The organism is Streptomyces sp. UNOC14_S4, assembly GCF_020740835.1.
Classification (GTDB): domain Bacteria; phylum Actinomycetota; class Actinomycetes; order Streptomycetales; family Streptomycetaceae; genus Streptomyces.
Genome location: NZ_JAINFC010000066.1, coordinates 1 through 22,401, shown reverse-complemented (window position 1 = coordinate 22,401; position 22,401 = coordinate 1). Strand labels below are relative to the sequence as shown.

The following is a 22,401-nucleotide window of genomic DNA, read 5'->3' as shown; positions in this document are numbered from 1 at the left end:
TTCCTCCACTTCGGCCCCGAGACGCTCGGCACCGCCCTGCGCGCGGTCCCCGCCGGGGAGGTCGCCGCGTTCCGTGCCTCCTGGGACGACCTGCCGCCCGACACCCACCTCGGCACCGACAGGCCGTACCGCTTCCGCCGTTACGGCTCCTTCCGCGTACACGGCAGCCGCTTGGAGCGGCTCCCGCACGCCGCGTTCTTCCAGCACGGGACGGGCAGACTCTTCGCGCCGCTGACCGCTTCCGTGGCGGAGGGCGCGGTGCTGCGCGCCCTCGTCCTCGCGCTGCGCGAGCTTCTCCCGGGCCCCCGCGAGGGCATCGACACCTGCGGGGTGCACCAGATCCGCGTCACGGCCACGGCCGACGCCGAGGGGCACCCGGCGCCGGAGGGCATGCACCGGGACGGGCACGCCTATGTCGCCCAGGTGCTGATCCGCCGTCAGGACGTCCTCGGCGCGGAGTCCAGCCTCCACGCGCCGGGGGACGCGGCCGGGGGCGCCGACGGAGACGCCGACGGGGCACGGGTTCTGCACCGGGCCCTGCTCTCCGCTCCCCTGGAGACGATCGTCCTCGACGACCGCCGTGTGCTGCACGGCGTCTCACCGCTCCGGCCCGCGCCCGGCGCCGCCCGCGGCATCCGCGACATGCTGCTCGTCGACTTCTTCTCCGCCGCGGAGTCGGAGTCACATTCCGGGGACTCCTTCACTCCCATTACAGGAACGTGAACCCTTCCTTTCTTTCCCAGGCATATCCACGTTTCACCCATACGATCCTCAGCACGCCACGGCATTCCGGCCGTCGGCACACCACTTCCCGCACGTCTTCCCGCACTTCCTGGAATGAGCCATCCGATGAAACGCACCCTGTCCCGCCGCGGCCTCGCGGCGGCCTCCGCGGCCGCCGCCCTCTCGCTCCTGCTGTCGGCCTGCGGCCTGTCCGACGCCGCCGACGGCGACCGGGTGCGGATCGGCGTGAGCGGCGGCGACCCCGAGTGGGACGTCCTCGCCGCGGAAGCCAAGAAGGAGGGCATCGACGTCGAGATCGTCACCTTCGACGACTACCAGCTGCCCAACAAGGCGCTGGCCGACGGCGACATCGAACTGAACGCCTTCCAGCACCTCGCCTTCCTCAGCCAGTTCAACAAACAGAACGGCACCGACATCGCCGTCCCCGACGACCCGTCCAACCAGGGCCGGGCCCTGCTCGTGCTCCAGCAGGCGAAGCTGATCAAACTCAAGGACAAAGCCGGGATCTATGGCACGCCCGACGACATCGAGGCCAACCCGAGGCATGTCAACTTGACCCGGTCGTGAACGACCAGGCTTGGAGGTAGCGCTCAGCTGGCTGCTGGGTGGGCTCCTCCGTCCAGGCACCCCTATGGGGTGGCAGGGGCGCGTGACTTACGCCCCGCAGTCCACACGGTCTCGCCCTTGCGGCCGATGTTGTGGGACGCATTGTCGTCCGCGTGCATGAGGGCCCCGCAGGACCGGCACGCGAACGTCGCTTGATCGACACGGTTCTTCCGGTCGACGTGGCCGCACGCGGAGCATTGCTGGCTGGTGTACGCCGGATCGACGTACACCAGAGGCACCCCGGCCCGCTTGGCCTTGTACTCGATGAAGGCAGCGAGCTGGTGGAAGCTCCACGAATGCAGAGAGGTCCGCTGGTCCTTACGGAGCCGTACCCGGCTGCGGATGCCCGTGAGATCTTCCAGGGCGATACCGGAGCCGGTGCGTTCAGCGGCGGTGACAATCTTCTTCGAGATGATGTGATTGACGTTGGCGGTGTGCCGGGCTTCCTTGCGGGAACGCTTCCTGAGCAGGCGCTTCGCGGACTTGGTGCCCTTGGCCTGCAGCTTCTTCCGCAGATCACGCTGCCGTTTCCGGTGCCGGTTCAGGCCGCGTCCGGCAGCACGGTAGCCCGTGGAGGTGGTAGCGATGTTGACGATGCCGAGGTCGACGCCGATGAACCCGCCGGGTTCGTACTGCTCAGCCTCGGGGACATCGCAGACGGCGATCAGGTAGGACTCGCCGTCGCGTTCGATCAGGTCGGATTCGCCCTTTCGGTGCTCGCGGAGCATCTTGAGCGCGCCCGGGGAGCAGGCGAAGCGGACGTTCTTCAGCCGTCCGGCCGTCGTCCAGACCGACACCGTTCGAGCGTCGTATTGCCAGGACAGGCACCGGTCATCGTACGGCTGCGCGGCCCCGGCGCGGAAGACGACCGGCTTCGACTCCGCCCTGGCCCTGCGCTTCGACCCCGGCCTGCCCAGGTTCCCGGCGCGGATATTCGCCTTCAGCGCGGTGTAGGCGTCCCGCACCTTCTTTATGACGTGCTGGGCGGCCTGCGCCCCCAGCCCGCGCGCCTTCAACTCGGCGTAGGTGTGCTTCCGCAGCTCGTACTCACGCGGAACACCGCGCTCGAACGCCACACCGGACACCCAGTTCGCAGCCTCGTTGGCCATACGCAGGGTTGCTGACAGCGCGGCGGCTTGATCGGCCTCCGGTATCAGCTTCACCTGTGTCACGACCTTCACGGCTGCGATCGTAGCATTGATCTATGTCACCACGCTGGGAGTCAAATCCCAATATCCACAGGGGCCGTACGGTGATCCATACCCTGCATGCCCATTTGGTCTTCACACCCAAGTACCGGCGCGGTCCGTTCACCGACGAGATCCTTCGACGGTGCGAGGAGGTCATGCGGGCCGTCTGCGCCGACTTCGAAACCGAACTGGCCGAGTTCAACGGCGAACGTGATCACGTGCACCTGTTGGTGCACTACCCGCCCAAGGTCGCCCTGTCCCGGCTGGTCGGCTCGCTCAAGGGTGTATCCGCCCGCAGGCTCCGCCAGGAGTTCCCCGAGCACATCCGCGAGTACCTGTGGGGCGATCACTTCTGGTCGCCCTCCTACTTCGCCGCATCCTGCGGCGGCGCACCCCTGTCGATCATCAAGGAGTACATCGAGAACCAGAAGCGCCCCGACTGAGGTCAACAGCGCGGACCCGTACATACATGCAGGCCAGAGCAGCCCGGAGAAGCGCTTCCTCCCGGGCGTGAACGACTCCGTTGGGGAAGTCGTGATTCGAGCGGGCCTGTGTCGTTCGTCTTGCTGATGGCTATGGTCGTTGGCGGGACAGGGGGAAGAGAATGTCGCTGGAGTCGTGGCCGGACGACGGGGTGCCCGAGCTGACAGCCCGGGTGGTCCGGGCCTCGTTCCCCAAGTGGACCTTGGCGATCCGGGCCCGGGAAGTCCTCGGCCCGTTGTTCACGGACGAGGATTTCGCCGGGGCCTTTCCACCTCGCCATGACGTACGGCTCTCTGCGCTTCGACACGTCGGTGATGGTGGTGACGGTGGCGGTCCTCGTCGTCCTGGTGCAGCTCGCCCAGTTGCTGGGCAACCTGCTGGCCCGCAAGGTACTGCGGCGGTGAGCGCGGGACAGGCCAGCCCGGCACAGTACGGTGCGCACAGGTCGGCGTCCCCGCGGGGAGGCGGGGACGCCGGAGCCGGAGGGCGCGCCGCCGGGGGCCGAAGGCCGGTGGTCGGGCCCTCCCGCATGGACACGGCACGACGGGTGCCGAACCCCCAGCGTGCTCCGGGCCCCCGGGTGCCGGGAACGTCTCTTGACGGTTCCCTGACCCGGGGGCCCGGAGCATTGACGCTTTCCTGACGGGGTGTTGCCCGGGCTCAGGTCTGGGCGATCACATCCTCGATCCGGGGCGAGCGGATCACGTGCCGCACGCCGATGTCGCTGTAGCGGGCGGTGTTGTTGCTCCAGTCCAGGTTTCCGCGCATGCAGGCGCGGTTGACGTCCAGGAACCGGTGCGTGTTCTCCCGTTCCTCGGTGGTGAGGCCGAAGGCGTCGCACAGCCGGTCGACCTCGATCACCAGCTGCTGGAAGCGCCGGGTGCGCCGCCGCACCATGCGCTGGAGGCGGACGATGGCCTCCTCCTGCGAGGAGGAGTGCTCCCGGGCGAGCAGCAGCACCGCGTTGTTGGGGTCGCCGTTCGCCTGGTCCTTCTCCAGCGAGTGCAGATCGTTGGTGAGCGTGACGACCTCGGCGGTGATGTCCCGGACCTCCAGCATGCACATGCTCTGGTGGATCTCGGGCGGCGCCTCGAAGTGCCCGCACCGCTCGGAGATGTCCAGGACCACCTGGCTGCCGATCCCGTCACGGCGCAGCTTCATGTACGAGTCCATGCTCAGCGCGGTGCCGCTCTTGCGGTTGACGGCCTCCGACACATAGGTGAGGAAGTACTCCTCCCAGTGCCGGACGGCGCGGCCCCGCCAGGCCGCCGACATGCCCTGCTCGGCACGGCGCCACAGGCTCGACCAGAGCCGGGCCAGCGGGAACGAGGGCGCCACGGCGGGTGTGCCCGTGCCCTGACGGGCGAGGGCGGCCATCTCGTGGCAGATCTCATAGGTGGCCGCGGGGTTGTGTCCCAGGGCACCGTCGAAGAGATCGTCGAAAAAGAAGAAGAAGCTCTGCACCGCGAGACCGAAGGTCAGCTCCCGCTCGCAGACGTCCGGCAGGAATCCCGCCGCGAGCTTGGCGATGTTCCAGGAGCGGTAGCGCTCGATGTTCTGCTGGCTGCTGAGTAACCCTTCGGTGATCAGCCATCGTTCATTGCGCGCCGCCACGGTCTTCACCAGCGGGTTGATCCTGGTCGGAAACGGTATGTCGAGCGCGATGTCCTGGGGCATCTGGGGCCGGCCTCCTTCGGGCCTCTCCGGACGGAAGAAGGGGGAACTTCATCGCGACGGCGCCGCGTTCCCCCGAACGGTCGGTCGCTTCCAGGCTGGATCTGTGCTTCCTCCCCCTTGCCACCCCGGGCGGTTCGCAACAGCACGACCCGCCTCCTCCCCAGCCCGATCCCTGGCAGGATGGTGCCCTCTAGACGCGAGCGTAAAAACGAAAACCATACATTCGATAGATGCATTGGGGCACACGGCGCACTCGGACCGTGCTGCATAGGCATCTGCCCTAATCCGTGCGCTTCGCGCCCCCGGCACGTCTCATCTGCGGCGCGAGGGGTCTCCGGCGCCCGCCGCGCAGCGCTCGCGGGAGGCGCGTTCGCGGCGCATGGCAGGGATTCGCCTCGCGCACCGCGTTCCGCCCCTCCCGGCGCCCGGCCCGAGGAGTCGGCACCGGTACGGAACCGACTACGCGTTCGGAGGCATATGGTGATGGCATATTGAGGCGATGCGACCCCGTACAGCGGCAGGGTGCCGTCAAGCCGCGGCGGACTCCGTCGCATGCGCGGCCCGGAAGAGGGGTATCGCGGAGTCCGCGGTCACCGGGGAAGCCGCCGGCAGAGCGTTCTGCGTGCGCGTTTCGCGCGGTGGCGATCGGAGCCGTCGAAGTCCGGGGGAGCCATGCCGCCACCGTACGGCGCGCGGAGCGGGACGTCTCGGTCCGCTTCCGTGCACCAGGCACCGGGCACATGCCGCGCCGGTGGCGTCAGAGCGGGAGCACCACACGGTCGGTCCCGGGCCCGTAGCGGGTCGCACCGTCCTCACCCGCCTTCCGGCCGGGAGGCGGCCCGTTTCCCCGCGCCCGCGGGGCGAGGAGCATGATGGCTCCCGTACGACCGTACGACGCACCGGCGAAACGGCCCGCGCGGCCATGGAGGAGTCCACGATGAGCAAGGTGATCGAGAAGGTGGCGTGGATCCGCCTGGACGACGAGGGCCGGGTGCTCACCGCCCGCTCGCACGGCAAGTCGTCCTTCTATCTCCCCGGGGGCAAGCCGGAGCCGGGCGAGACCCCCGAGCAGGCCCTGGCCCGGGAGGTCTCCGAGGAACTGGGCGTCACGCTCACCCCCGGGACGCTCACGCACGCGGTGACCGTCGAGGCGGCGGCGGACGGCAAGGCGGCGGGAACGGTGGTACGGATGGTGTGCTTCACGGGCGAGGCCACGGGCGAGGCGGCCCCGCACAGCGAGATCGCGGAGCTGGCCTGGCTGCCGGTGACGGACCGGGGACGCGTGAGCGTGGCGACGGCGCTGGTCCTCGACCACCTGGCCACGGCCGCCCAGGAGGAGCCCGAAGAGCTCGGGTGAGCGTCAGGGGGGATGCCGGGGCGCGGGCCGGGGCGCCCGCGGTGCCGCGCGAGCGACTCTGCCGGCCGACGACACGCGTGGGGAGCTGGCGGTAAGGATGCTGGACGAGACAACCCTCCGGACCGAGGACCTACCGGCGGCGGACCGTTTCGGCGCCTGGCAGGAATGGCTGGGGAACACCCACGCGCCGATGTCCTTGAGCAGCGACCACTCGGCCGATTACCGGGGCAGACTGCGGCTCGTCGACGTCGGCTCGATCACCATCTGGCCCGCTTCCTTCCAGCAACTGGTGTTCCGGCGCTCCCCGAAGCTGATACGGCAGTCCGACCCCGAGGCCTATCACCTCACCCTCCTTCTCCGCGGGGAGGGGAGGGCCATGATGGGCAAGCAGGACAACACGTACGTCCCCTACGACATCCACACGAGCAACACCTCCAGACCGTACGAGATCCATGCGCACCAGGACGAGGTGACCATGGTGGGACTGGAGGTGCCCAAACAGCTCGTCCTGCTGCCGCGGGAGAAGGCCGACCGGGCGGCCGGACGCAAGATGTCGGGGCACGAAGGCTTCGGGGCCCTCCTGGCACAGCTGTTGCGCCAGCTGTCCAACGGCAGCGGGGCCTACCGGCCCACCGACATCCCGCATCTCGAAGCGGTCATAGGTGATCTGACGACGGCATTGTTCGCGCGCACGCTCGACACCGAGCTCCGGCCGGTACCCGAGACACGCGGCAGGCTGCTGACTCTCGCCGTCAAGGAATTCGTCAGACGTCATCTGCACGATCCGGAGCTGACGCCGACCCGCGTCGCCGAAGCCCATCACATTTCGGTCCGGTACCTGCACCGGCTCTTCGAGGCGGAGTCCACCACCGCGGCCGGCTACATACGGCAGCAAAGACTTCAGGGCGCCTGGCGCGAACTCACTTCACCGGCGCTGCGGGACATTCCCGTCCACGCCATATCGGCCCGGTGGGGCTTCACCCACCACGCCAGCTTCAGCCGCGCTTTCCTGAGGGCCTATGGCCTCTCGCCCATGGAGGCCCGCTTTCCCCTGCGTACGGACGACGTGCCGGCCGACGAGGGGAACACGTGTGCACGCACGGTCAAACGGCTGTGCACGGACGGCTAAGGACAGGGCACTGCCCCCGCTGCCATGCTGGACCGACCGGGAGGAAGAGGGCGGGGCCCGCACCGGGGAAGCCGATGTGAAACGCGGGGGGTTTCATATCCGGCGCCCCAGCGGTCTCCGCCCTCGGCACGCGATCACCACGGAGCCCCGTCAGGGCCGTGGGCCGCCGCCCTGGTGGTCAGGTCAGTACCGCGCGGCGTCCAGCAGCTCGCCGTAGAGCCTGCCGCAGGCCTCGTCCTCGGAGGCGTACGTCGCCACCACCCGCTTCCGGCCGCGCTCCGTCAGGGCGACCTCCCAGTCGCCGGACGCGGCGCGGTGCAGGGAGTAGTACTCGGAGGCCGGTGCCGCGGGGTCGTGGACGTCGCCGATGCGGTAGAAGTCGTCGGGGATGCCCGCCTTGCGGAGCTCGGCGCGTACGGAGTGGCGGTCCACGTCAGGCCGTGCCGTGGTGGAGCGGACGAGCGAGGAGCGCTTCGCGGCGGGCTTCGCCGTGGCGGTCGACTCCTCCAGGTACTTGTTGTCCAGCAGCCACTTGACGTTCACGTCCTTCGGGAGGGTCGCATCGGCCGCCGCGTCGAGCTTGTACTGCGTGCCCTTGCCGGGCTGGCCGAACCAGGGGGCGATGGCGCCCTTGTACACACCGAACTGCTTCTTGACGGTGTAGACATGGTAGTTGCACGTCACTCCGCCGGGGTAGGTGCGGAGGTTCGACGGCGGGATGGCGCGGGCACCGTACGAGGCGTCCGTGGGGGCGAGGAAGGTGCCCGTGGGCTGGCCGAAGCGGTCCATCCTGGTGCCCGCCTTGACGAGGGCGACCTCCTTCTTGCCCTCGAAGCCGTCGTTGCCGGGCCACTTCCAGTCCTTGCCGTCCGCCGTGCGCCACTCCTTGAGGAAGACCTCGGGGGCGGGGGCGCCCTTGCCGGTGCGCGTCCAGTTCTTCAGCAGCGGGCCGAGCGGGGCCTTGGCCGGGAGGTCCGCCGCGCCGAGGAGCCAGTTGTTCTGGAAGGGGTTCGCGCAGGTGCCGTCGGGTGTCATCGGAAGCGGGCCGGGGGTCTGCGCGTGCGCCGTGCCGGTGAGTGCGGTGCCTGCCAGTACGGCGCCGAGGGCCGCCGCGGCTATTCGGGCCTTGGACGTCATGAAACTGCTCCAGGTGTGCGGTGAGGGACGGGAGTGGCACTCGGCCACCACCGCACACTGCAACACCCGGCGCAGGGGAGGAAGCAGGTATCAGGACGCCCTCTCCGGAGCGGAATCGCCCCGGTGGTCCGGACCCCCGGGGCCTCCGGGAACGATCAATTCCGGCCAGCCGCACGGGGGTACCCTGGGTAACACACCGTCAGCTCCGGCGCTCCCCCGCCGCCCGCCCGGGGTCCGCGATTCGGCCGGAATCCGTCAGCCTCGGGGCTGATCCGGATCGGTACCGGATCAACCCCGGATCAGCCCCGGATCAGGTCCGCGCCCTTCTCCGCGATCATGATCGTGGGGGCGTTGGTGTTGCCGCGCGGGATCACCGGCATGACCGAGGCGTCGCAGACCCGCAGGCCCTCGACGCCCCGCACCCGGAGCGCGGCGTCGACGACCTCGCCCATGGCGCAGGTGCCGACGGGGTGGTAGATGGTCTCGGCACGGGCCCGCGTCCAGCGCTCCAGTGCCGCGCGGTCCGTGCCCTCCAGCGCGTACAGCCTGCTGAAGCGGTCCGCGAGCGGGCGGCTCGCCCCGATCTCCAGGGCCAGCTCCAGGCCGTCGGCGAGGCGGGTCAGGTCGCCCGCCTCGGTGCCGTAACACGGGTCGATCACGGGAGCGGCCGCCGGGTCGGCGGAGCGCAGGGTGATCGTCCCCCGGCTCCGGGGCGTCAGCAGCGACACCCCGATCGTGAAGCCGGGGCAGGGAGGCGGGGTCAGCCCATGGTTGTCGAACAGCACGGGAGCGGCGTGCAGTTGGAGGTCCGGCAGGGAGCCACCGGCGAAGCCGCCCGCCTCGGCCACGTGGGAGGCCAGCGGGCCCCGGCGCGCGCCCAGGTAGCGCAGGACGTTCACCGGGCGCAGGGCCGATTCCATCGTGCGCTGCCCCGTCACCTCCCAGGCCACCCCGACGGTCAGGTGGTCCTGGAGGTTGCGGCCTACGTGCGGGCTGTCGGCGACGACGGGGACGCCCAGGGCGGCGAGCCCGTCGGCTGGGCCGATGCCGGACAGCAGGAGCAGCCGGGGCGAACCGATCGCCCCGGCCGCCAGGATCACCTCGCGGTCGGCGCGGAACGTCTCCTCCCTGCCGTCGTGTTCCGCCACGACGCCGACGGCCCGGCCGCGTTCGGTGAGCACGCGCCGTACGGCCGTCCTCGTACGGACCGTCAGATTGCGGCGCCGCTCGGCGGGCCGGAGGAAGGCGTGCGCGGTGCCGCAGCGGCGGCCTCGCCGCACCGTGGCCTGATAGGGGCCGACCCCTTCCTGCCGGGCGCCGTTGAAGTCCGGGTTCGCGGGCAGGCCCGTCGCCTCGGCGGCGGCGAGGAACGCCTCGGTGAGCGGGTGCCGGTCGCGGAGGTCGGAGACGGTGAGCGGGCCTCCGGTGCCGTGGTGGGCGTCCGCCCCGCGCGTGTTGTCCTCGGAGCGCTTGAAGTACGGGAGGACGTCGCGGTGGCTCCAGCCGTCGAGGCCGCGGGCCGCCCAGCCGTCGTAGTCGGCGGCGTTGCCGCGGATGTAGACCATGGCGTTGATGGCGGAGCCGCCGCCGAGGACCTTGCCCGCGGGCCAGTAGAGCGACCGGCCGTCGAGCCGGGGCTGGGCGTCGGTGCGGTGGTCCCAGTCGATCTCCGTCCTGAAGAGCGTCGGGAAGGCCGCGGGGACGGAGATGGCCCGGACGGCGTCGTCCCGGCCCGCCTCCAGGAGGAGGACGCGGACGCCCGGGTCGGCGCTGAGCCGGTTCGCCAGGACGCAGCCCGCGGACCCGGCACCGACGATCACATGGTCGTAGTCGTGGGCGGCGCGCTCCGGCACGGTCTCAGTCCCTGTCGTGGTGGCAGACGGCTTCCAGCAGGAAGCCGTGGGGGTCGGTCCAGAACGCGGCGTAGTAGGGCGGCGGGTACTCGGGGAACTCCTGCGGCGGGTGCACGATCTCGCTGCCGAGGGCGGCCGCCGCCGCGGCGGCCTCGCGCACCCGGCCGCGGCTGCGGACCATGAAGGCGAGGTGCTGCAGTCCGGTGCGGTGCCGGGAGTACGTGGCGGCCGCCTCCTTGGACTCGTACAGGAAGAGGTACGTGCCGGGCTTGCCGTCCGCGGGCCGGTAGGCGTGCTGGGCGGCGTCCCCGAAGTAGGTCTCGAAGTCCAGCAGGGGCAGGACGCGGTCGTAGTACGCGACGGCCGCGCGCAGGTCGGGGACGTTGATGCCGAGGTGCCCGATCATGTGGCGCCTTCCTTCCGGGAGTTCCGGGAGTTCCGGGGTCCGTCCGTCCGCCCGTCCGTCCGCCGGGGCATGGCGAGGAGCACCAGCAGTGCCGCGGCGAGGTTGCAGGCCGCGGCGACGGCGAGGGCCGACTGGATGCTGTCGGCCAGGGCGCGGCCCGCGGGGTGGAGGATCGCGGCGCGCGCGGCGGCGGACAGACCGGAGACGTCGGGGCGCCCGCCGGAGGACAACTGGTCGGCGATCCGGGCGCGTTCGGCGGGTGGCAGCGGCAGGTGGGCCAGCGCGCCGGGCAGCCGGTCGCGGAAGTGCCGGACGACGACGGTGCCCAGGATCGCGATGCCCAGGACGCCGCCGATCTGCCGCGAGGTCTGGACGATCCCGGCGCCCATGCCCGCGCGGTTCTCCCTGACCGCGGCGAGGACCGCGATGGTCCCGGGGGTGACGGCGAGGGTCGTGCCGAAGCCGACGAGCACGAACGGGCCCACGTACTCCAGATAACCGCCGTCCATCCGCACCCGCGTCAGGAGCAGCATCCCCAGCGCGGAGACGGCGCAGCCCGCGGCCAGCGGCAGCCGGGCCCCGTAGCGGCCGGTGACCCATCCGGCCACGGGCGCGGCGACGGCGGTCGCGGCGGTCAGCGGCAGGAAGCGCAGGCCGGTCTCGTAGGCGGAGAGCCCGTCGAAGGACTGCAGGTGGACCGAGAGGAAGAGCAGGACGCCGAACATGCCGAAGAAGGTGACCATGCCCGCGAGGTTGGGCAGGGTGAATCCCCGGTCGCGGAAGAGCGCGGGCGGCAGGACGGGGGCGCGGGCGCGCAGCTCCCAGGCGGCGAAGGCGGCGAGGAGCAGCGCCGCGAGGCAGAGCGCGGTGAGGACGGCGGGCGAGGTCCAGCCCCAGTCGTCGGCCTGGATGAGCCCGAGGGTCAGGGAGCCGACGCCCGCGGCGAACAGCAGCATGCCGGCGGTGTCGACGGGACGTCCTCCGTGGCCGCGCCGCGCGGCGATGACCCGGTGTCCGGCGAGGAGGGCGAGCAGGCCGATGGGCACGTTGATCCAGAACACGCTCGCCCAGCCGAAGCGGGTCACGAGCAGTCCGCCGACGAGCGGCCCGCCCGCGAGCCCGAGGCTGCCGACGCCGGACCAGATGCCCACGGCGGCGGCGCGGACGCGCGGGGTGCCGCCCTGCGCGGTGATGAGGGAGAGCGAGATCGGCATGATCACGGCCCCGGAGGCGCCCTGGAGGCCGCGGGCGGCGAGGAGGACGCCGATGCCGGGGGCGGTGGCGCACAGCGCGGAGGCGGCGGTGAAGCCCGCGACGCCGGCGAGGAAGACCCGTTTGTGGCCGAAGAGGTCGCCGATGTCGCCCGCGACGAGCATGAAGCAGGCGAACGTGAGGGTGTAGACGTTGACGACCCATTGGAGGCCGGTGAAGGTGGTGCCGAGGGAGTCCTGGATGTCGGGCAGGGCGACGTTGACGATGGTCGTGTCGAGCCAGACCATGAACAGCCCGGTGCAGAGGATGGCGAGCAGGGGCGTCATGGAGCGCAGCGTCACGGCTTCCCCGGCGGGGTCCGCCGTCCGCTCCGGGCGTGCTGACCGCTGTGCCTCCGTCATGTCTGCCCGCCTTTCCCGGCCCGAGGGGGCCTGAGCGCTCCGCTGGTGGTCCGGTGTGTCATCTGCGGGTGCGTCGTGGCTGGTCGCGCCGTTCCCCGCGCCCCTTACGGGGCGCTTACCGGCTCGCGGCTGAGATCTGGCAGTCGATCGGACAGGTCCGGTCGGCCGGTGCGGTGAGGCACCGGTGGGTGAACGGTTCCTCCCCGACGGGCGCGGTGCCGGGGACGAGGCGGTCGGGGCGCGAGCCCGCGAAGGCCTCGGGGGCCACCGCGTCCGGCCCGAAGAGGGTGCGGGCGAGGTGGTGGTGGGCGACGTCGACGCTCTTCCACCGCCCGTCGTCGTCCCGTACGTCGAGCCAGGTGTGGGCGGTGACCTGCGGCCCGACGAGCCAGCCGGTGCGGCCGCGGACCTCGTGTCCGGCGGCGGCCAGCCGTCGCGCGAGCGCGAGCGTACCACTCACGCAGTCGACGAGCCCGCGTTCCGCCATCCAGTCGGCGTCGGCGCGCACGGCGGCGGGCATACGGACGTACCGCAGCGGGCGGGCGAGCGCGTCGGCGATCCCGTCGCGCAGCCGCGGGGACTCCAGGCGGGCGTGCACGCCACGGGTGCGCACCTGGTGGCGGAGCGTCTGCACGGCCCCGGGGTCGCTCCAGTGGCGCGGCGCGGGGGCCGGGGCGGGCGTGTCGTACGAGCCGGGTGGCCAGGCCTGCCAGTGGCCCTCCCCCCGGTGGCGTAGGCAGGTCAGGGTCGTCCGCAGCTCCCAGTCGCGCTCGCGTGCCCAGTGCCGGAGGTCCTGGCGGGCGAACCGCAGGGCCAGCGAGAGGGCGACCTCGGGTACGGACGTGCGCGAGCCGGAGTGGACGGCGAGGTTGAACAGGTCGCGGCCGTCGTAGCGTTCTCCGGCGCGTTCCCCTGCGGGCGCGGGCCTGGCGGGGAGCCCGCCGTCGGTGAGCAGGGCCCAGACGCGGGGCGAGCAGCGGAGCAGGTGCCGGGCGGCCGTGGCGTCGAGTTCGGGCCGGGCGTGGGCCGCGGGCACGGGCACGAAGCGGTCGAGGGCCGCCTGCCAGCCGGCTTCGGCGGGGTCGGTTCCGGCCGTGCTCACGGCGCGGCGGTGCGTTCGGTGAAGCGGGCGACGGCCGTCTCGAACTCCTCCGCGGCCTCGATGAACGGCATGTGGCCCGCGCCTTCGATGATGTGGCCGGTGGCGTGGGGCATCAGGTCCACGGCGTCCCGGAGCGTGGAGGCGGACCACAGGTGGTCGCCGTCGCCGATGAGCAGCAGGACGGGCCTGCTGATCCGTTTCAGCAGGTCGGGGTCGCCGGAGGCCTGGAGGAGTTCGGTGACGCAGGCGCGGACCTGGGCCTCGGAGTTCAGGGCGAGGAAGTGCTCGCGCAGGGCGAGGTAGGTGGCGCGCCCGCCGCGTTCGATCGCCTTGTCGGTGAAGACCAGCGGATAGAGGTAGTCGAAGACGCCCGCGGCCTGTTGCGCCTCCAGGCGGCGGAGCCAGTCCCGGGCCATGAGCCGCATCCGCAGCGGCCCGTAGGGGGAGAAGGCGGGGCCGGTGAGCACCATGCCGCGTACGCGTTCGGGGTGCCGGAGGGCGAAGTCGCGGCAGATGAGGGTGGACGCGGAGGTGCCGATCAGGTGGACGTCGTCGAGGCCGAGGTGGTCGAGGAGGTCGCGCAGGTCGTCGACGTGGTCGTCGAAGTGGTGGGTGCCGGGGCCGGGGCTGGAGACGCCCTGGTTGCGCAGGTCGTAGGTGACGATGGTGTGGTCGCGGGCGAGGCGCGAGGTGAAGTTGCGCCAGGCGGGGGCGACGATGAAGAAGTTGTTGAGACAGACGACGGGCGGGCCGCTGCCGGCGCTCTCGTAGTACAGCTCGGCGCCCGTGGCGGTGGGGCAGCGGCCCTGGCCGCGGTAGCGCAGGTCGAGGGTGCCGGGGTCCGCGAAGTCAAACACGGGGGGCCGCCTTCCGCAGCGCGCGGACCTGTTCGGCGGCGCCGTCCTTGAGGTAGCGGGTGACGAATTCGCCGATGCGTCCGGGGCCGAGGGGGACGGTGAGGAGGTCGGCGCAGTACTGCCGGGCCCGGGTGGCGTCGAAGACCTTGTCCTGGCGCATATAGGCGCCCTGGAAGTCGAGTTCCCTGTTCAGGACATCGTCGATGGTGGTGAGTTCGGCGCGGTCGGACACCCAGCGGGGGGCGCGGATGCCGAGGGCCGCGGTGAGGGCGGTGAGGGCCTCGCCGAGGCGGGTGGGCTCGCTGTTGGTCAGGTGGTAGATGCCGCCCGGCGCCCCGGCCCGGCCCAGCCGGACGGCGGCCGCGGCCACGGCGTCCACGGGGATGAGGTTGCCGCGGGTGGCGGGGTCGCCGAGCATCGCCACGGAGTAGTGGTCGAGGTAGTTGCCGAGGCGGGGCTCGATCGCGGCGCGGAACGCGATGAGTTCGTCGACGAAGGTGTAGAGCCCGAAGGTGGTCGGCGCGGCGAGGGTCTCGCTGTGACCGATGACGATGCCGGGGCGCAGGATGCGTACGGTGTCCACCGGCAGGTCGTGTACCAGTGCCTCGGCCGCCATCTTGGAGCTCTCGTAGGCATTGTTGGGGCGGCAGTCCGCGGGGACGGGCTCCTCGGTGAGCAGGCCGGTGCGGTCGCCCACCACATAGGCGGTGCTGACGAGGTCGAAGGCGCGGGCGCCGAGGCGTACGGCGAGACCGGTGACGTTGCGGGTGCCCGTCACATTGTGCAGCTCGATCCCGGCGCGGTCGCGGTCGCGGAACTTCAGGGACGCGGCGGCGTGCCAGACCTCGCCGACCTCGGGGGGCAGCAGGTCCTCGGGTATGCCGCAGCCGGGCGCGGTGATGTCGCCGGGCAGGACGCGACAGCGGGCGGCGATGGCGCCGGTGACGTCGCGCATGCCGTAGTCGGCCGCCGTGCGGGTGAGGATCCGGCGGACGCGTTCGGTGGCGCTCTCGTGACGGCCGTCGCGGGCGAGGCAGAAGACGTCGGCGTCGGTGCGGCGGAGCAGTTCGAGGACGATCGCACCGCCGACGAGACCGGTGGCGCCGGTGACGAGTGCGGGCGGTGCGGACGGTGCGGACGGTGCGCCGGGCGACGGCGTCATGGGGCGGTCTCCCTGGCTTCCCTGGTCTTCCCGACTTCCGTGGTCTCCCTGACTTCCCTGGTCTCCCTGACTTCGTCGATGTGGCGGGCGAGCGCCGAGAGGGTGCCGAAGGTCTGGGGCGGGGTGTCCTCGTCCCAGGTGAAGGCGAACTCCCGCTCGATCCGGACGAGCAGATCGACGAGCACCATCGAGGGCAGCCCGAGCTCGCGCAGGGGCGCGTCCGGATCGATCCGCGCGATGTCGAGGGGGTTGTCGAGGGGTGTGCCGAGGGAGTCCGGGACGGTACGGGCGAGCAGACGGACGAGTCGGCCGAGAGTGTCGGCGGGGGCGGCGGCCGGGGCACCTCGCGTTCCCCCGCTCAGCCGCTCGTGGAGGGCCTGGAGGTCGGCGACGGTGGTGAGTGCCGTGCTGCCCGTCAGGTCGTCGTCCCCGGTGTCCGTCGCCTCGGCGAGGCGGGCCAGGAGGGCGACCCTGGCGAGGGAGTCGAGCCCGAGGTCCTCGCGCAGCCGGGCCGTGGGGGTGATCGCGGCCGGGTCGGCCCAGGGCACGGCCTCGGTGATCAGGGCGGCGACCCGGGGGTCGACCGCCGGTGTGCGTGGGCTCATCGTGCGTCTCCCGTCCCCTGTGGGGGCGTGTGTCGTCGGGGTGCGGCGGGCGGCCGCTGCCGCACCGGCGCGGGGCCGGACAGTTGCTGCCGGAAGTGGTCGGCGATCGCGGCGCGGTCCGGTTTCAGCGTCCGCGTCAGCAGGCCGTTGGCCGCGGTGAACTCCTCGTCGGTGCACAGCAGACGGGCGATCCGGCCCGGTTCCGGCAGGGTGCGGTTGAGGTCGGCGACGGCCCGGTCGAGCGCGGTGCGCACCGCGTCGTGCGGGGGCTCGCGCAGGGAGACGACCGCGGTCACCACATGGGCGTGCTCCCCGCCGAGCAGGACGGCGTGGGCGACCTCGGGCCGTTCGGCGAGGGCCCGCTCCAGCGGTTCGGGCTGGAGCTTGTGGCCCGCGCGCGTGATGATGACGGACTTCTTGCGCCCCGTCAGCGTGAGGTACGGCCCGTCGAGCACCCCGAGGTCGCCTGTGGCCGTCCAGCCGTCGGGGCGGTACACGTCGGTGGCGGCCGCCACCCCGTAGTAGCCGGTGCTGCGCGGCGGGTCGTGGCGGACGAGGACCTCGCCGTCGGGGGCGATCCCGACGGTGCCGGGCAGCAGCGGCCGCCCGGCGGAGCCGTGCCGCGTGCGGCCGGGCAGGTTCCAGGAGATGACGCCCGCCTCGGTCATACCGTAGAACTCGTACAGCGGGAAGCCGAGTTCCTCCATGAGCCGCAACGTGGTGACCCGGGCGGGCGCGGAGCCCGTGAGCAGCAGGCGGGCCCGGCCGCCGAAAAGGGCGTGCAGGTCGGCGAAGATCCGCCTGCGGACGCAACTCCGGGCCGTGCGCAGCGGGATCAGCCGGGTGAGCCGCCGCAGCCGGTCGGCGCGGCGGCGGTCGGCCGCGGGCAGGGCCCGGTAGCGGTGCTCGACGGTCTCGAAGAAGGCGGGCGGGCCCACGACGACGGTGGGGGCCATGGCCGTGAGCGCCTGGTGCAGCCGGGGCACGTCCGCGAGCCGGATGTCGAAGCCGTGCCGGACGGCGAGGTAGACCATGAGCCGTTGCGGGAAGGCGGTGAGCGGCAGGACCACGAAGATGGCGTCGCGTGCGGTCAGGCGCAGTTGGCGTGCGTACTCGCCCAGTGAGGCGGCGGTGCCGCGGGCGCTCATCATGACGCATTTGGGGGTACCGCTGGAGCCGGAGGAGAACACCAGGGTGAAGACGTCGTCGCCGGGTGCCGGATGTCCGGGGCAGGGGGGTGCGACGGTCGCGTCCCCGGGTGCGTCCAGGGGCGCGACCCAGGGCTGCGCGGGGGCGCGGCGGGTGTACTCGGCGCGCGACATCAGCAGCAGCCGGAGGTCGTACGCGGCGCGGAGCTCCTCCGGCGCGGTGTCGCGGTGGGTGTCGACGGGCAGGGCGACGGACACCGCCCGCAGCCGGACGAGGGCGAGGTCGGTGACGATCCACTCGTAGCTGTTCCCGGCGAGGATGCCGACGTGCGTGCCCGGCCCGACGCCCGCGACGCGGAGCGCGGCGCAGGCGGCGAGGACGTCGGCGTGCACCTCGCCGAAGCCGCGGCGCACGATTTCCCGGCCCCGGTAGTACCAGAATTCACGCCCGGAATGTTCCGCGAGGAAATCCACGAGGTCCCGGAAGTCCTGGGAGTCCTGGACACCCTGGAATTCGGAATTCGGAATCGCGCCGCGCACTCCGGACGGCTGGCCCTTCCGGACCGGAACGCGCATGACCCATCCCCCCGCCGACGCCGTACTGGTCCATGCCTACTGGAGCCCACTGGACCCAACTGGACCCACCCGACTTTACGAGCGCACCGTCTATGCGGCGTCTACCGGCCGTCCTCCGGGAACGGCCCCGTACACCTGCTGTGCAGGCCGGGTAATTGCTACCCTCGTCATCGACGCTCCCCGGCCCGCGGGGCCCCCGATCCGGCCCGGCGCGACACCGCGCATGATCACCAAACGGCCGGTTCCCCACCTCATCCGGAGTGAGCGCGAACTGACTACAATCCGCGCGACCGAAGCGTCGGCCGCGACCGGCGGATCCATCGGCGACCCACCGCCGGTGCGGCACGACACCTTACGCATCCCGGGGGAAGCGTTGAAATTTCGAGTCTTGGGATATCTGGAGATCCGTACCGACGACGATCAGGTCCTCGATGTCACACAGCCTCAGCAGCGGGCCCTCCTGTCCATCCTGCTGCTGCACGCCAACCGGCCCGTGCCCAAGCACCGGCTGACCGACCTGCTGTGGGGTCCCGGGCCCCCCGCGTCCGCCTGCGGCATGCTGCGGACGTACCTCTGGCGGGCGAGGACCCTCTTCGACGATCCGTCCAGGCTGCGCACCCACCCCGGCGGGTACGCCCTCCACGTGCGGCCGGGCGAGCTCGACCTGGACGACTTCCGCCGCCTGGTCGACATCGGCGAGCAGGCGCTCGCCGACGATCCGCACACGGCCTCGCTGCTCCTGCGGCAGGCGCTGGGGCTGTGGCAGGAGCCCGTGCTCGGCGACCTGCCGCCCACGGCGGCCATGGAGGCGGAGGCGATCCATCTGATGGACCGTCGGCGGCTCGCCGAACGCTCCCTGGTCTGGGCGGAGCTGGCGCTCGGGCGGCATCACGAGATCGTGCCGCGGCTGCGTGCCATGGCCGCGGCCGACCCCCTGAACGAGCACGCGTGGGCGCAGCTGATGCTGGCGCTCTACCGCAGCGGCCGCCAGGCGGACGCGCTGCGGACGTACACCCGGGTCCGTTCGCTGCTCGCCGATGAGTGCGGGGTCGACCCCGGGCCCGAGCTGCGCCGGCTCCACCGGCGCATCCTGGACGAGGACGACACCCTCGCGTACCGGAGCGGCGAGGCGGTGGACCGCGGCGGGGGCCGGGCGGACGGCCCCGCCGGGGCGGACACGCGGGACGGACCGGCGCCCGCGCCGCATCAACTCCCGCCGGACATACCCGATTTCACGGGCCGTGAGGCGGAGACGGCCCGGCTGGTCATGCTGCTCGGCGCGGCGGGGGCGGCGCCGCCCGTGGTCCTGGTCTGCGGGCAGCCCGGCGTGGGCAAGACGGCGCTGGCCGTGCACGCCGCCCACCGGCTGTGCCACCGTTTCCCCGACGGCCAGTTGTATGTGCAGCTGGGAGCCACGACGGACAGCCCGAAGGGGGTCCGCGAAGCGCTCGGCGAGCTGCTGCGCTCGCTGGGGGTGGCCGCCGGGGCCGTGCCGGAGTCCACGGACGAGCGCGCGGCGCTGCTGCGCACCCGGCTGTCGGGGCGGCGCGTCCTGATCGTCGCCGACGACGCGGCGGACACCGCGCAGGCGCGGCGGCTGCTGCCGGGCATGGCGGGCTCCGCGCTGCTGCTCACGAGCCGGATGCGGCTCGTGGCACCGCCGGGCGCGACGCTGGTCGGTCTCGAACCGCTCTCCCCCGCCGAGTCGTCGCTGATGCTGGAACGGGTGATCGGCCGACGGCGGGTGGCCGCCGAGCCCGAGGCGGCCCGGCGGGTCACGGCCGCGTGCGCGGAGCTGCCGCTGGCGCTGCGGGTCGCGGGGATGCGGCTGGCCGCGCGGCCGAACTGGCCGCTGCACACCTTCGCGGAGATCATCGGCGACCGGCACGGCCGTCTGGACGTGCTGGAGGCGGACGACGTCGGGGTGCGCGCCCGCCTGGCCCCGAGCTGCGCGGCCCTGGACCCGCGGGCCCGGCGCGCGATGCGCCTCCTCGCCCACGGGGAGCTGGGCGACTTCGCGTCCTGGGTGGTCACGGTGCTGCTCGGGGAGCCGCACGCCGACGCGGTGGTGGGCACCTTGGTGGACCACTGCCTGCTCACCCCGGTCGGTGTCGACGTCACCGGGGAGCCCCGCTACCGCATGCCGGAGTTGCTGCGCCTGTACGTGACGTCCGATCAGGACGGTGCGGCGGCGGCCGACGAGGCCGAGGTGGTGCGCGAGCGCCTGCTCGACGCCTGGCTCGTCCTGGCCCGCGCCGCCGACCGCGGGGTGGCCCGGCGGTGGCGCCCCGCCGTCCCGGAGGAGACGCGCGGCGAGCCCGACGGCACCGTGGCCGCCACGATCCCGGGCCGGGTCGCCACCCGGATCACGCTGGACGCCTCGGCGTGGTTCGCGGCGGAGTCCGCCAATCTGCGGCGGGTGGTGGACCGCGAGTGCGCGGTGCGCCCGGGGACGGCGGCCCGGCTCGCGGACCGCCAGTTCGCCTGGCAGCGCAGGCACGGGCTGCTCGACGAGGCCGAGCGGACCTGGCAGCGCATCGCGGAGTGCGCGGTGCGGCTGGGCCAGGACGCGACGGCCGCGCACGCCCGGCTGCAGCTGGCCTGCGTGGACGCGGCCCGCGCGGGGCTGTGCGCCACGCCCCGGTCAGCGGTCGGCGGGGGGTACGGTCCCGCGGTGTAGCGCCCCGTCGATGTGGATGGCCACCGCCTTGACGCGGGTGTACTCCAGCAGCGCGGCGAAACCCTTCTCACGGCCGAATCCCGACTGCCGGCAGCCGCCGAAGGGCAGCTCGACGCCGCCCGCCGCGCTGTAGGTGTTGACGAAGACCTGGCTCACGCGCAGCTCACGCGCCACCGCGTGGGCCAGCCCGACGTCGCGGGTCCACACCCCCGCGCTCAGCCCGTACGCCGTGGCGTTGGCCAGCGCCACGGCCTCGGCGGGTTCGCCGAACGGGGTGACGCACAGCACCGGGCCGAAGACCTCCTGCTGGGCGATGTCCGCGTCGGGCGGCACGTCGTCGAAGAGCGTCGGCTCGACGTAGAAGCCGCCCGCCGGGACGCCCGCGGGCACTCCCCCGCCGGTGACGAGCCGGGCGCTCTTGCGGCCGCGGCCGATGTGGCCGAGCACGGTGCCGAGCTGGCGGGCCGAGATCAGCGGCCCCAGGTCGGGGTCACCGGCCCCCGGCCCGACGCGCAGGTCCGTGAACGCCGCGGCGATCGCCGCGGTCAGCCGCTCGTGGACGGAGTGATGTACGAGCACGCGGGAGCCCGCCGAGCAGTTCTGTCCCGCGTGCTCGGTGATGGAGGCGACGATGCACGGCACGGCCGCCTCGGGGTCGTGGTCGGCGAAGACCAAGTGCGGGGATTTGCCGCCGAGTTCGAGGGCGAGCGGGACGACGGAGCGGGCCGCCGCGGTCATGACGGTCTGTCCGGTGGCGCGCGATCCGGTGAAGGCCAGGTGGTCGACGCCCGGATGCCCGGCCAGGGCCGCCCCGGCCTCCGCCCCGAGCCCGGGGACGACATTGAGGACACCGGCCGGGACGCCCGCCTCGGCCACGAGCTCGGCGATGCGCACGGGGGTCAGCGGGGCGTCCTCGGCGGGCTTGAGGACACAGGTGTTGCCCGCCGCGAGCGCCGGTGCGACGGTGCGGGCGGTGAGCTGCATCGGGTAGTTCCACGGGATGATGTGGCCGCACACGCCGTGCGGCTCCTGGAGGGTGTAGGCGAGGAGGTCGGCGTGGCCGAGGAGGGTCTGCCCGTAGAGGGCCTCGACGGTGCCCGCGTAGAACTCGAAGTAGCGCGCGGCCACGTCCGCGTCGGCGTACGCCTGGCGCAGGGGCTTCCCGGTGTCCAGGCACTCCAGCGCGGCGAGTTCGCCGCGGTGCTCGCGCAGCGTCCGCGCGACGGCCCGGCAGGCGGCGGCGCGGTCGGCGGCGGTGGTGTCGCGCCAGGTGGTCTCGAAGGCCGTACGGGCCGCCGCCACCGCCCGGTCGACGTCGGCGGGCCCGCAGCGGCTCACCCGCGCGCAGGGCTGCCCGGTGGACGGGTCGAGGACGGGGAGGGTGTCGCGCGGCGGGACGCTCCGCCCGTCGACGAACGCGGCGGCGACGGGGAGATGAGGGTCCGTCATGTCACGGCTCCCGTGCCGAGCGAGCCGGCGAGGACCGCGGACAGCCGCGGGCGGTCCACGTCCCGCGGGCAGCAGGCCAGCAGCCGCTCCTGCCGGACCGCGCCCTCGGTGAGCGCGGGCACGTCCCGGACGGTGTAGCCGAAGTCGGCGAGGCCGCGGGGGCCGCCGGTGTCGGCGACGAGGTCCAGGACGGTCTGCGGCAGCAGGTCGGCACCGTTGCGCACGGTGGTCCCCGCGAGGCTCGCGCCCAGCAGCTCCGCGGCGCGCAGGTGCCGTTCCGGGGAGGTGGGGTAGGTGTACGCGAACGCCGCGGGCGCGGTGACGACCACGGCCTCCCCGTGCGGGACGAGCGGGTGGTCGACGCGGTAGTCACGGGGGCGATAGCCGGTGACCAGGCCCGCGATCGGGTAGGCGCAGGCGTGCGGGATGTGGGTGCCCGCGTTGCCGAAGCCCATGCCCGCGCACAGCGCGGCCCTGCTCATCCCGGCGCGCGCCTCGATGTCGTACGGATTGAGGACGGCCCTGCGCAGATAGCGCCCGACCAGGGCGAGGGCCTGCTCGGCCCAGATGTCGCTGATCGGGTTGGCCCCGACGTAGAGGGGGCGGTCCCCCGGCGAGGGGTAGGGG

Annotated in this window: 20 protein-coding genes; 7 read left to right on the top strand and 13 right to left on the bottom strand. The window is 72.6% G+C overall.

Annotated elements, in window-relative coordinates:
• Positions 1 to 723, top strand: a 723-nt coding sequence (locus K6I34_RS08910) for a 2OG-Fe dioxygenase family protein (protein ID WP_229323967.1), incomplete at its 5' end; no start/stop codon positions are given.
• A gap of 126 nt (positions 724 to 849) precedes the next feature.
• The gene (locus K6I34_RS08905; RefSeq protein WP_229323965.1) at positions 850 to 1,311 is read left to right on the top strand and encodes a MetQ/NlpA family ABC transporter substrate-binding protein; all 462 of its coding nucleotides are present in this window, start codon (positions 850 to 852) and stop codon (positions 1,309 to 1,311) included.
• A gap of 62 nt (positions 1,312 to 1,373) precedes the next feature.
• Here the strand turns inward: K6I34_RS08905 and K6I34_RS08900 are convergent, their stop codons facing one another.
• Positions 1,374 to 2,531, bottom strand: coding sequence for a transposase (locus K6I34_RS08900; protein ID WP_229323963.1), 1,158 nt, complete (start codon positions 2,529 to 2,531; stop codon positions 1,374 to 1,376).
• A 23-nt stretch (positions 2,532 to 2,554) separates the two neighbouring features.
• Between K6I34_RS08900 and tnpA the strand changes: the two genes are divergently transcribed.
• Positions 2,555 to 2,983 (top strand): IS200/IS605 family transposase, encoded by a 429-nt coding sequence (gene tnpA / locus K6I34_RS08895; RefSeq protein ID WP_229323961.1) that lies wholly within the window; start codon positions 2,555 to 2,557, stop codon positions 2,981 to 2,983.
• A 318-nt stretch (positions 2,984 to 3,301) separates the two neighbouring features.
• Complete coding sequence (locus K6I34_RS38235; RefSeq protein ID WP_275127017.1) at positions 3,302 to 3,427, top strand: hypothetical protein; 126 nt, start codon at positions 3,302 to 3,304, stop codon at positions 3,425 to 3,427.
• A gap of 256 nt (positions 3,428 to 3,683) precedes the next feature.
• On the opposite strand, the gene K6I34_RS08890 is transcribed toward K6I34_RS38235, so the two are convergent.
• Complete coding sequence (locus K6I34_RS08890) at positions 3,684 to 4,700, bottom strand: hypothetical protein (protein ID WP_229323959.1); 1,017 nt, start codon at positions 4,698 to 4,700, stop codon at positions 3,684 to 3,686.
• Between the two features lie 937 nt (positions 4,701 to 5,637).
• Between K6I34_RS08890 and K6I34_RS08885 the strand changes: the two genes are divergently transcribed.
• Together K6I34_RS08885 and K6I34_RS08880 are read left to right on the top strand one after the other, a co-directional pair.
• Complete coding sequence (locus K6I34_RS08885; RefSeq protein ID WP_229323957.1) at positions 5,638 to 6,057, top strand: NUDIX domain-containing protein; 420 nt, start codon at positions 5,638 to 5,640, stop codon at positions 6,055 to 6,057.
• Between the two features lie 97 nt (positions 6,058 to 6,154).
• On the top strand, positions 6,155 to 7,186 hold the full coding sequence (locus K6I34_RS08880) for a helix-turn-helix domain-containing protein (protein ID WP_229323955.1): 1,032 nt from the start codon (positions 6,155 to 6,157) through the stop codon (positions 7,184 to 7,186).
• Positions 7,187 to 7,369: 183 nt separating this feature from the next.
• On the opposite strand, the gene K6I34_RS08875 is transcribed toward K6I34_RS08880, so the two are convergent.
• The 9 genes from K6I34_RS08875 to K6I34_RS08835 all read right to left on the bottom strand — a co-directional run bounded on the left by K6I34_RS08875 (position 7,370) and on the right by K6I34_RS08835 (position 17,645).
• A complete protein-coding gene (locus tag K6I34_RS08875) occupies positions 7,370 to 8,323 on the bottom strand; it encodes a TNT domain-containing protein (RefSeq protein WP_229323953.1) in 954 nt (317 codons plus the stop codon).
• 299 nt (positions 8,324 to 8,622) lie between these two features.
• Complete coding sequence (locus K6I34_RS08870) at positions 8,623 to 10,176, bottom strand: GMC family oxidoreductase (RefSeq protein WP_229323951.1); 1,554 nt, start codon at positions 10,174 to 10,176, stop codon at positions 8,623 to 8,625.
• Positions 10,177 to 10,180: 4 nt separating this feature from the next.
• A complete protein-coding gene (locus K6I34_RS08865) occupies positions 10,181 to 10,582 on the bottom strand; it encodes a VOC family protein (protein ID WP_229323949.1) in 402 nt (133 codons plus the stop codon).
• On the bottom strand, positions 10,579 to 12,195 hold the full coding sequence (locus tag K6I34_RS08860) for an MFS transporter (RefSeq protein ID WP_229323947.1): 1,617 nt from the start codon (positions 12,193 to 12,195) through the stop codon (positions 10,579 to 10,581). Before K6I34_RS08860 ends, K6I34_RS08865 begins: the two co-directional genes overlap by 4 nt.
• Before the next feature lie 115 nt (positions 12,196 to 12,310).
• A complete protein-coding gene (locus K6I34_RS08855) occupies positions 12,311 to 13,297 on the bottom strand; it encodes a hypothetical protein (protein ID WP_229323944.1) in 987 nt (328 codons plus the stop codon).
• Complete coding sequence (locus K6I34_RS08850; RefSeq protein WP_229323942.1) at positions 13,294 to 14,154, bottom strand: alpha/beta fold hydrolase; 861 nt, start codon at positions 14,152 to 14,154, stop codon at positions 13,294 to 13,296. Before K6I34_RS08850 ends, K6I34_RS08855 begins: the two co-directional genes overlap by 4 nt.
• A complete protein-coding gene (locus K6I34_RS08845) occupies positions 14,147 to 15,316 on the bottom strand; it encodes an SDR family oxidoreductase (RefSeq protein WP_229323939.1) in 1,170 nt (389 codons plus the stop codon). The genes K6I34_RS08850 and K6I34_RS08845 overlap by 8 nt, the downstream gene beginning before the upstream one ends.
• The gene (locus K6I34_RS08840; protein ID WP_229323937.1) at positions 15,313 to 15,921 is read right to left on the bottom strand and encodes a phosphopantetheine-binding protein; all 609 of its coding nucleotides are present in this window, start codon (positions 15,919 to 15,921) and stop codon (positions 15,313 to 15,315) included. Before K6I34_RS08840 ends, K6I34_RS08845 begins: the two co-directional genes overlap by 4 nt.
• Positions 15,918 to 17,645: an AMP-binding protein gene (locus tag K6I34_RS08835; protein ID WP_229323935.1), complete on the bottom strand. Its 1,728-nt coding sequence runs from the start codon at positions 17,643 to 17,645 to the stop codon at positions 15,918 to 15,920. Before K6I34_RS08835 ends, K6I34_RS08840 begins: the two co-directional genes overlap by 4 nt.
• 388 nt (positions 17,646 to 18,033) lie before the next feature.
• On the opposite strand from K6I34_RS08835, the gene K6I34_RS08830 reads away from it, so the two are divergent.
• Complete coding sequence (locus K6I34_RS08830) at positions 18,034 to 20,325, top strand: AfsR/SARP family transcriptional regulator (protein ID WP_229323933.1); 2,292 nt, start codon at positions 18,034 to 18,036, stop codon at positions 20,323 to 20,325.
• On the opposite strand, the gene K6I34_RS08825 is transcribed toward K6I34_RS08830, so the two are convergent.
• Both K6I34_RS08825 and K6I34_RS08820 read right to left on the bottom strand, forming a co-directional pair.
• On the bottom strand, positions 20,290 to 21,774 hold the full coding sequence (locus tag K6I34_RS08825; RefSeq protein ID WP_229323931.1) for an aldehyde dehydrogenase family protein: 1,485 nt from the start codon (positions 21,772 to 21,774) through the stop codon (positions 20,290 to 20,292). The genes K6I34_RS08830 and K6I34_RS08825 overlap by 36 nt on opposite strands.
• The coding region (locus tag K6I34_RS08820; RefSeq protein WP_229323929.1) for an iron-containing alcohol dehydrogenase at positions 21,771 to 22,401 on the bottom strand (631 nt) is incomplete at its 5' end. The genes K6I34_RS08825 and K6I34_RS08820, both read right to left, overlap by 4 nt.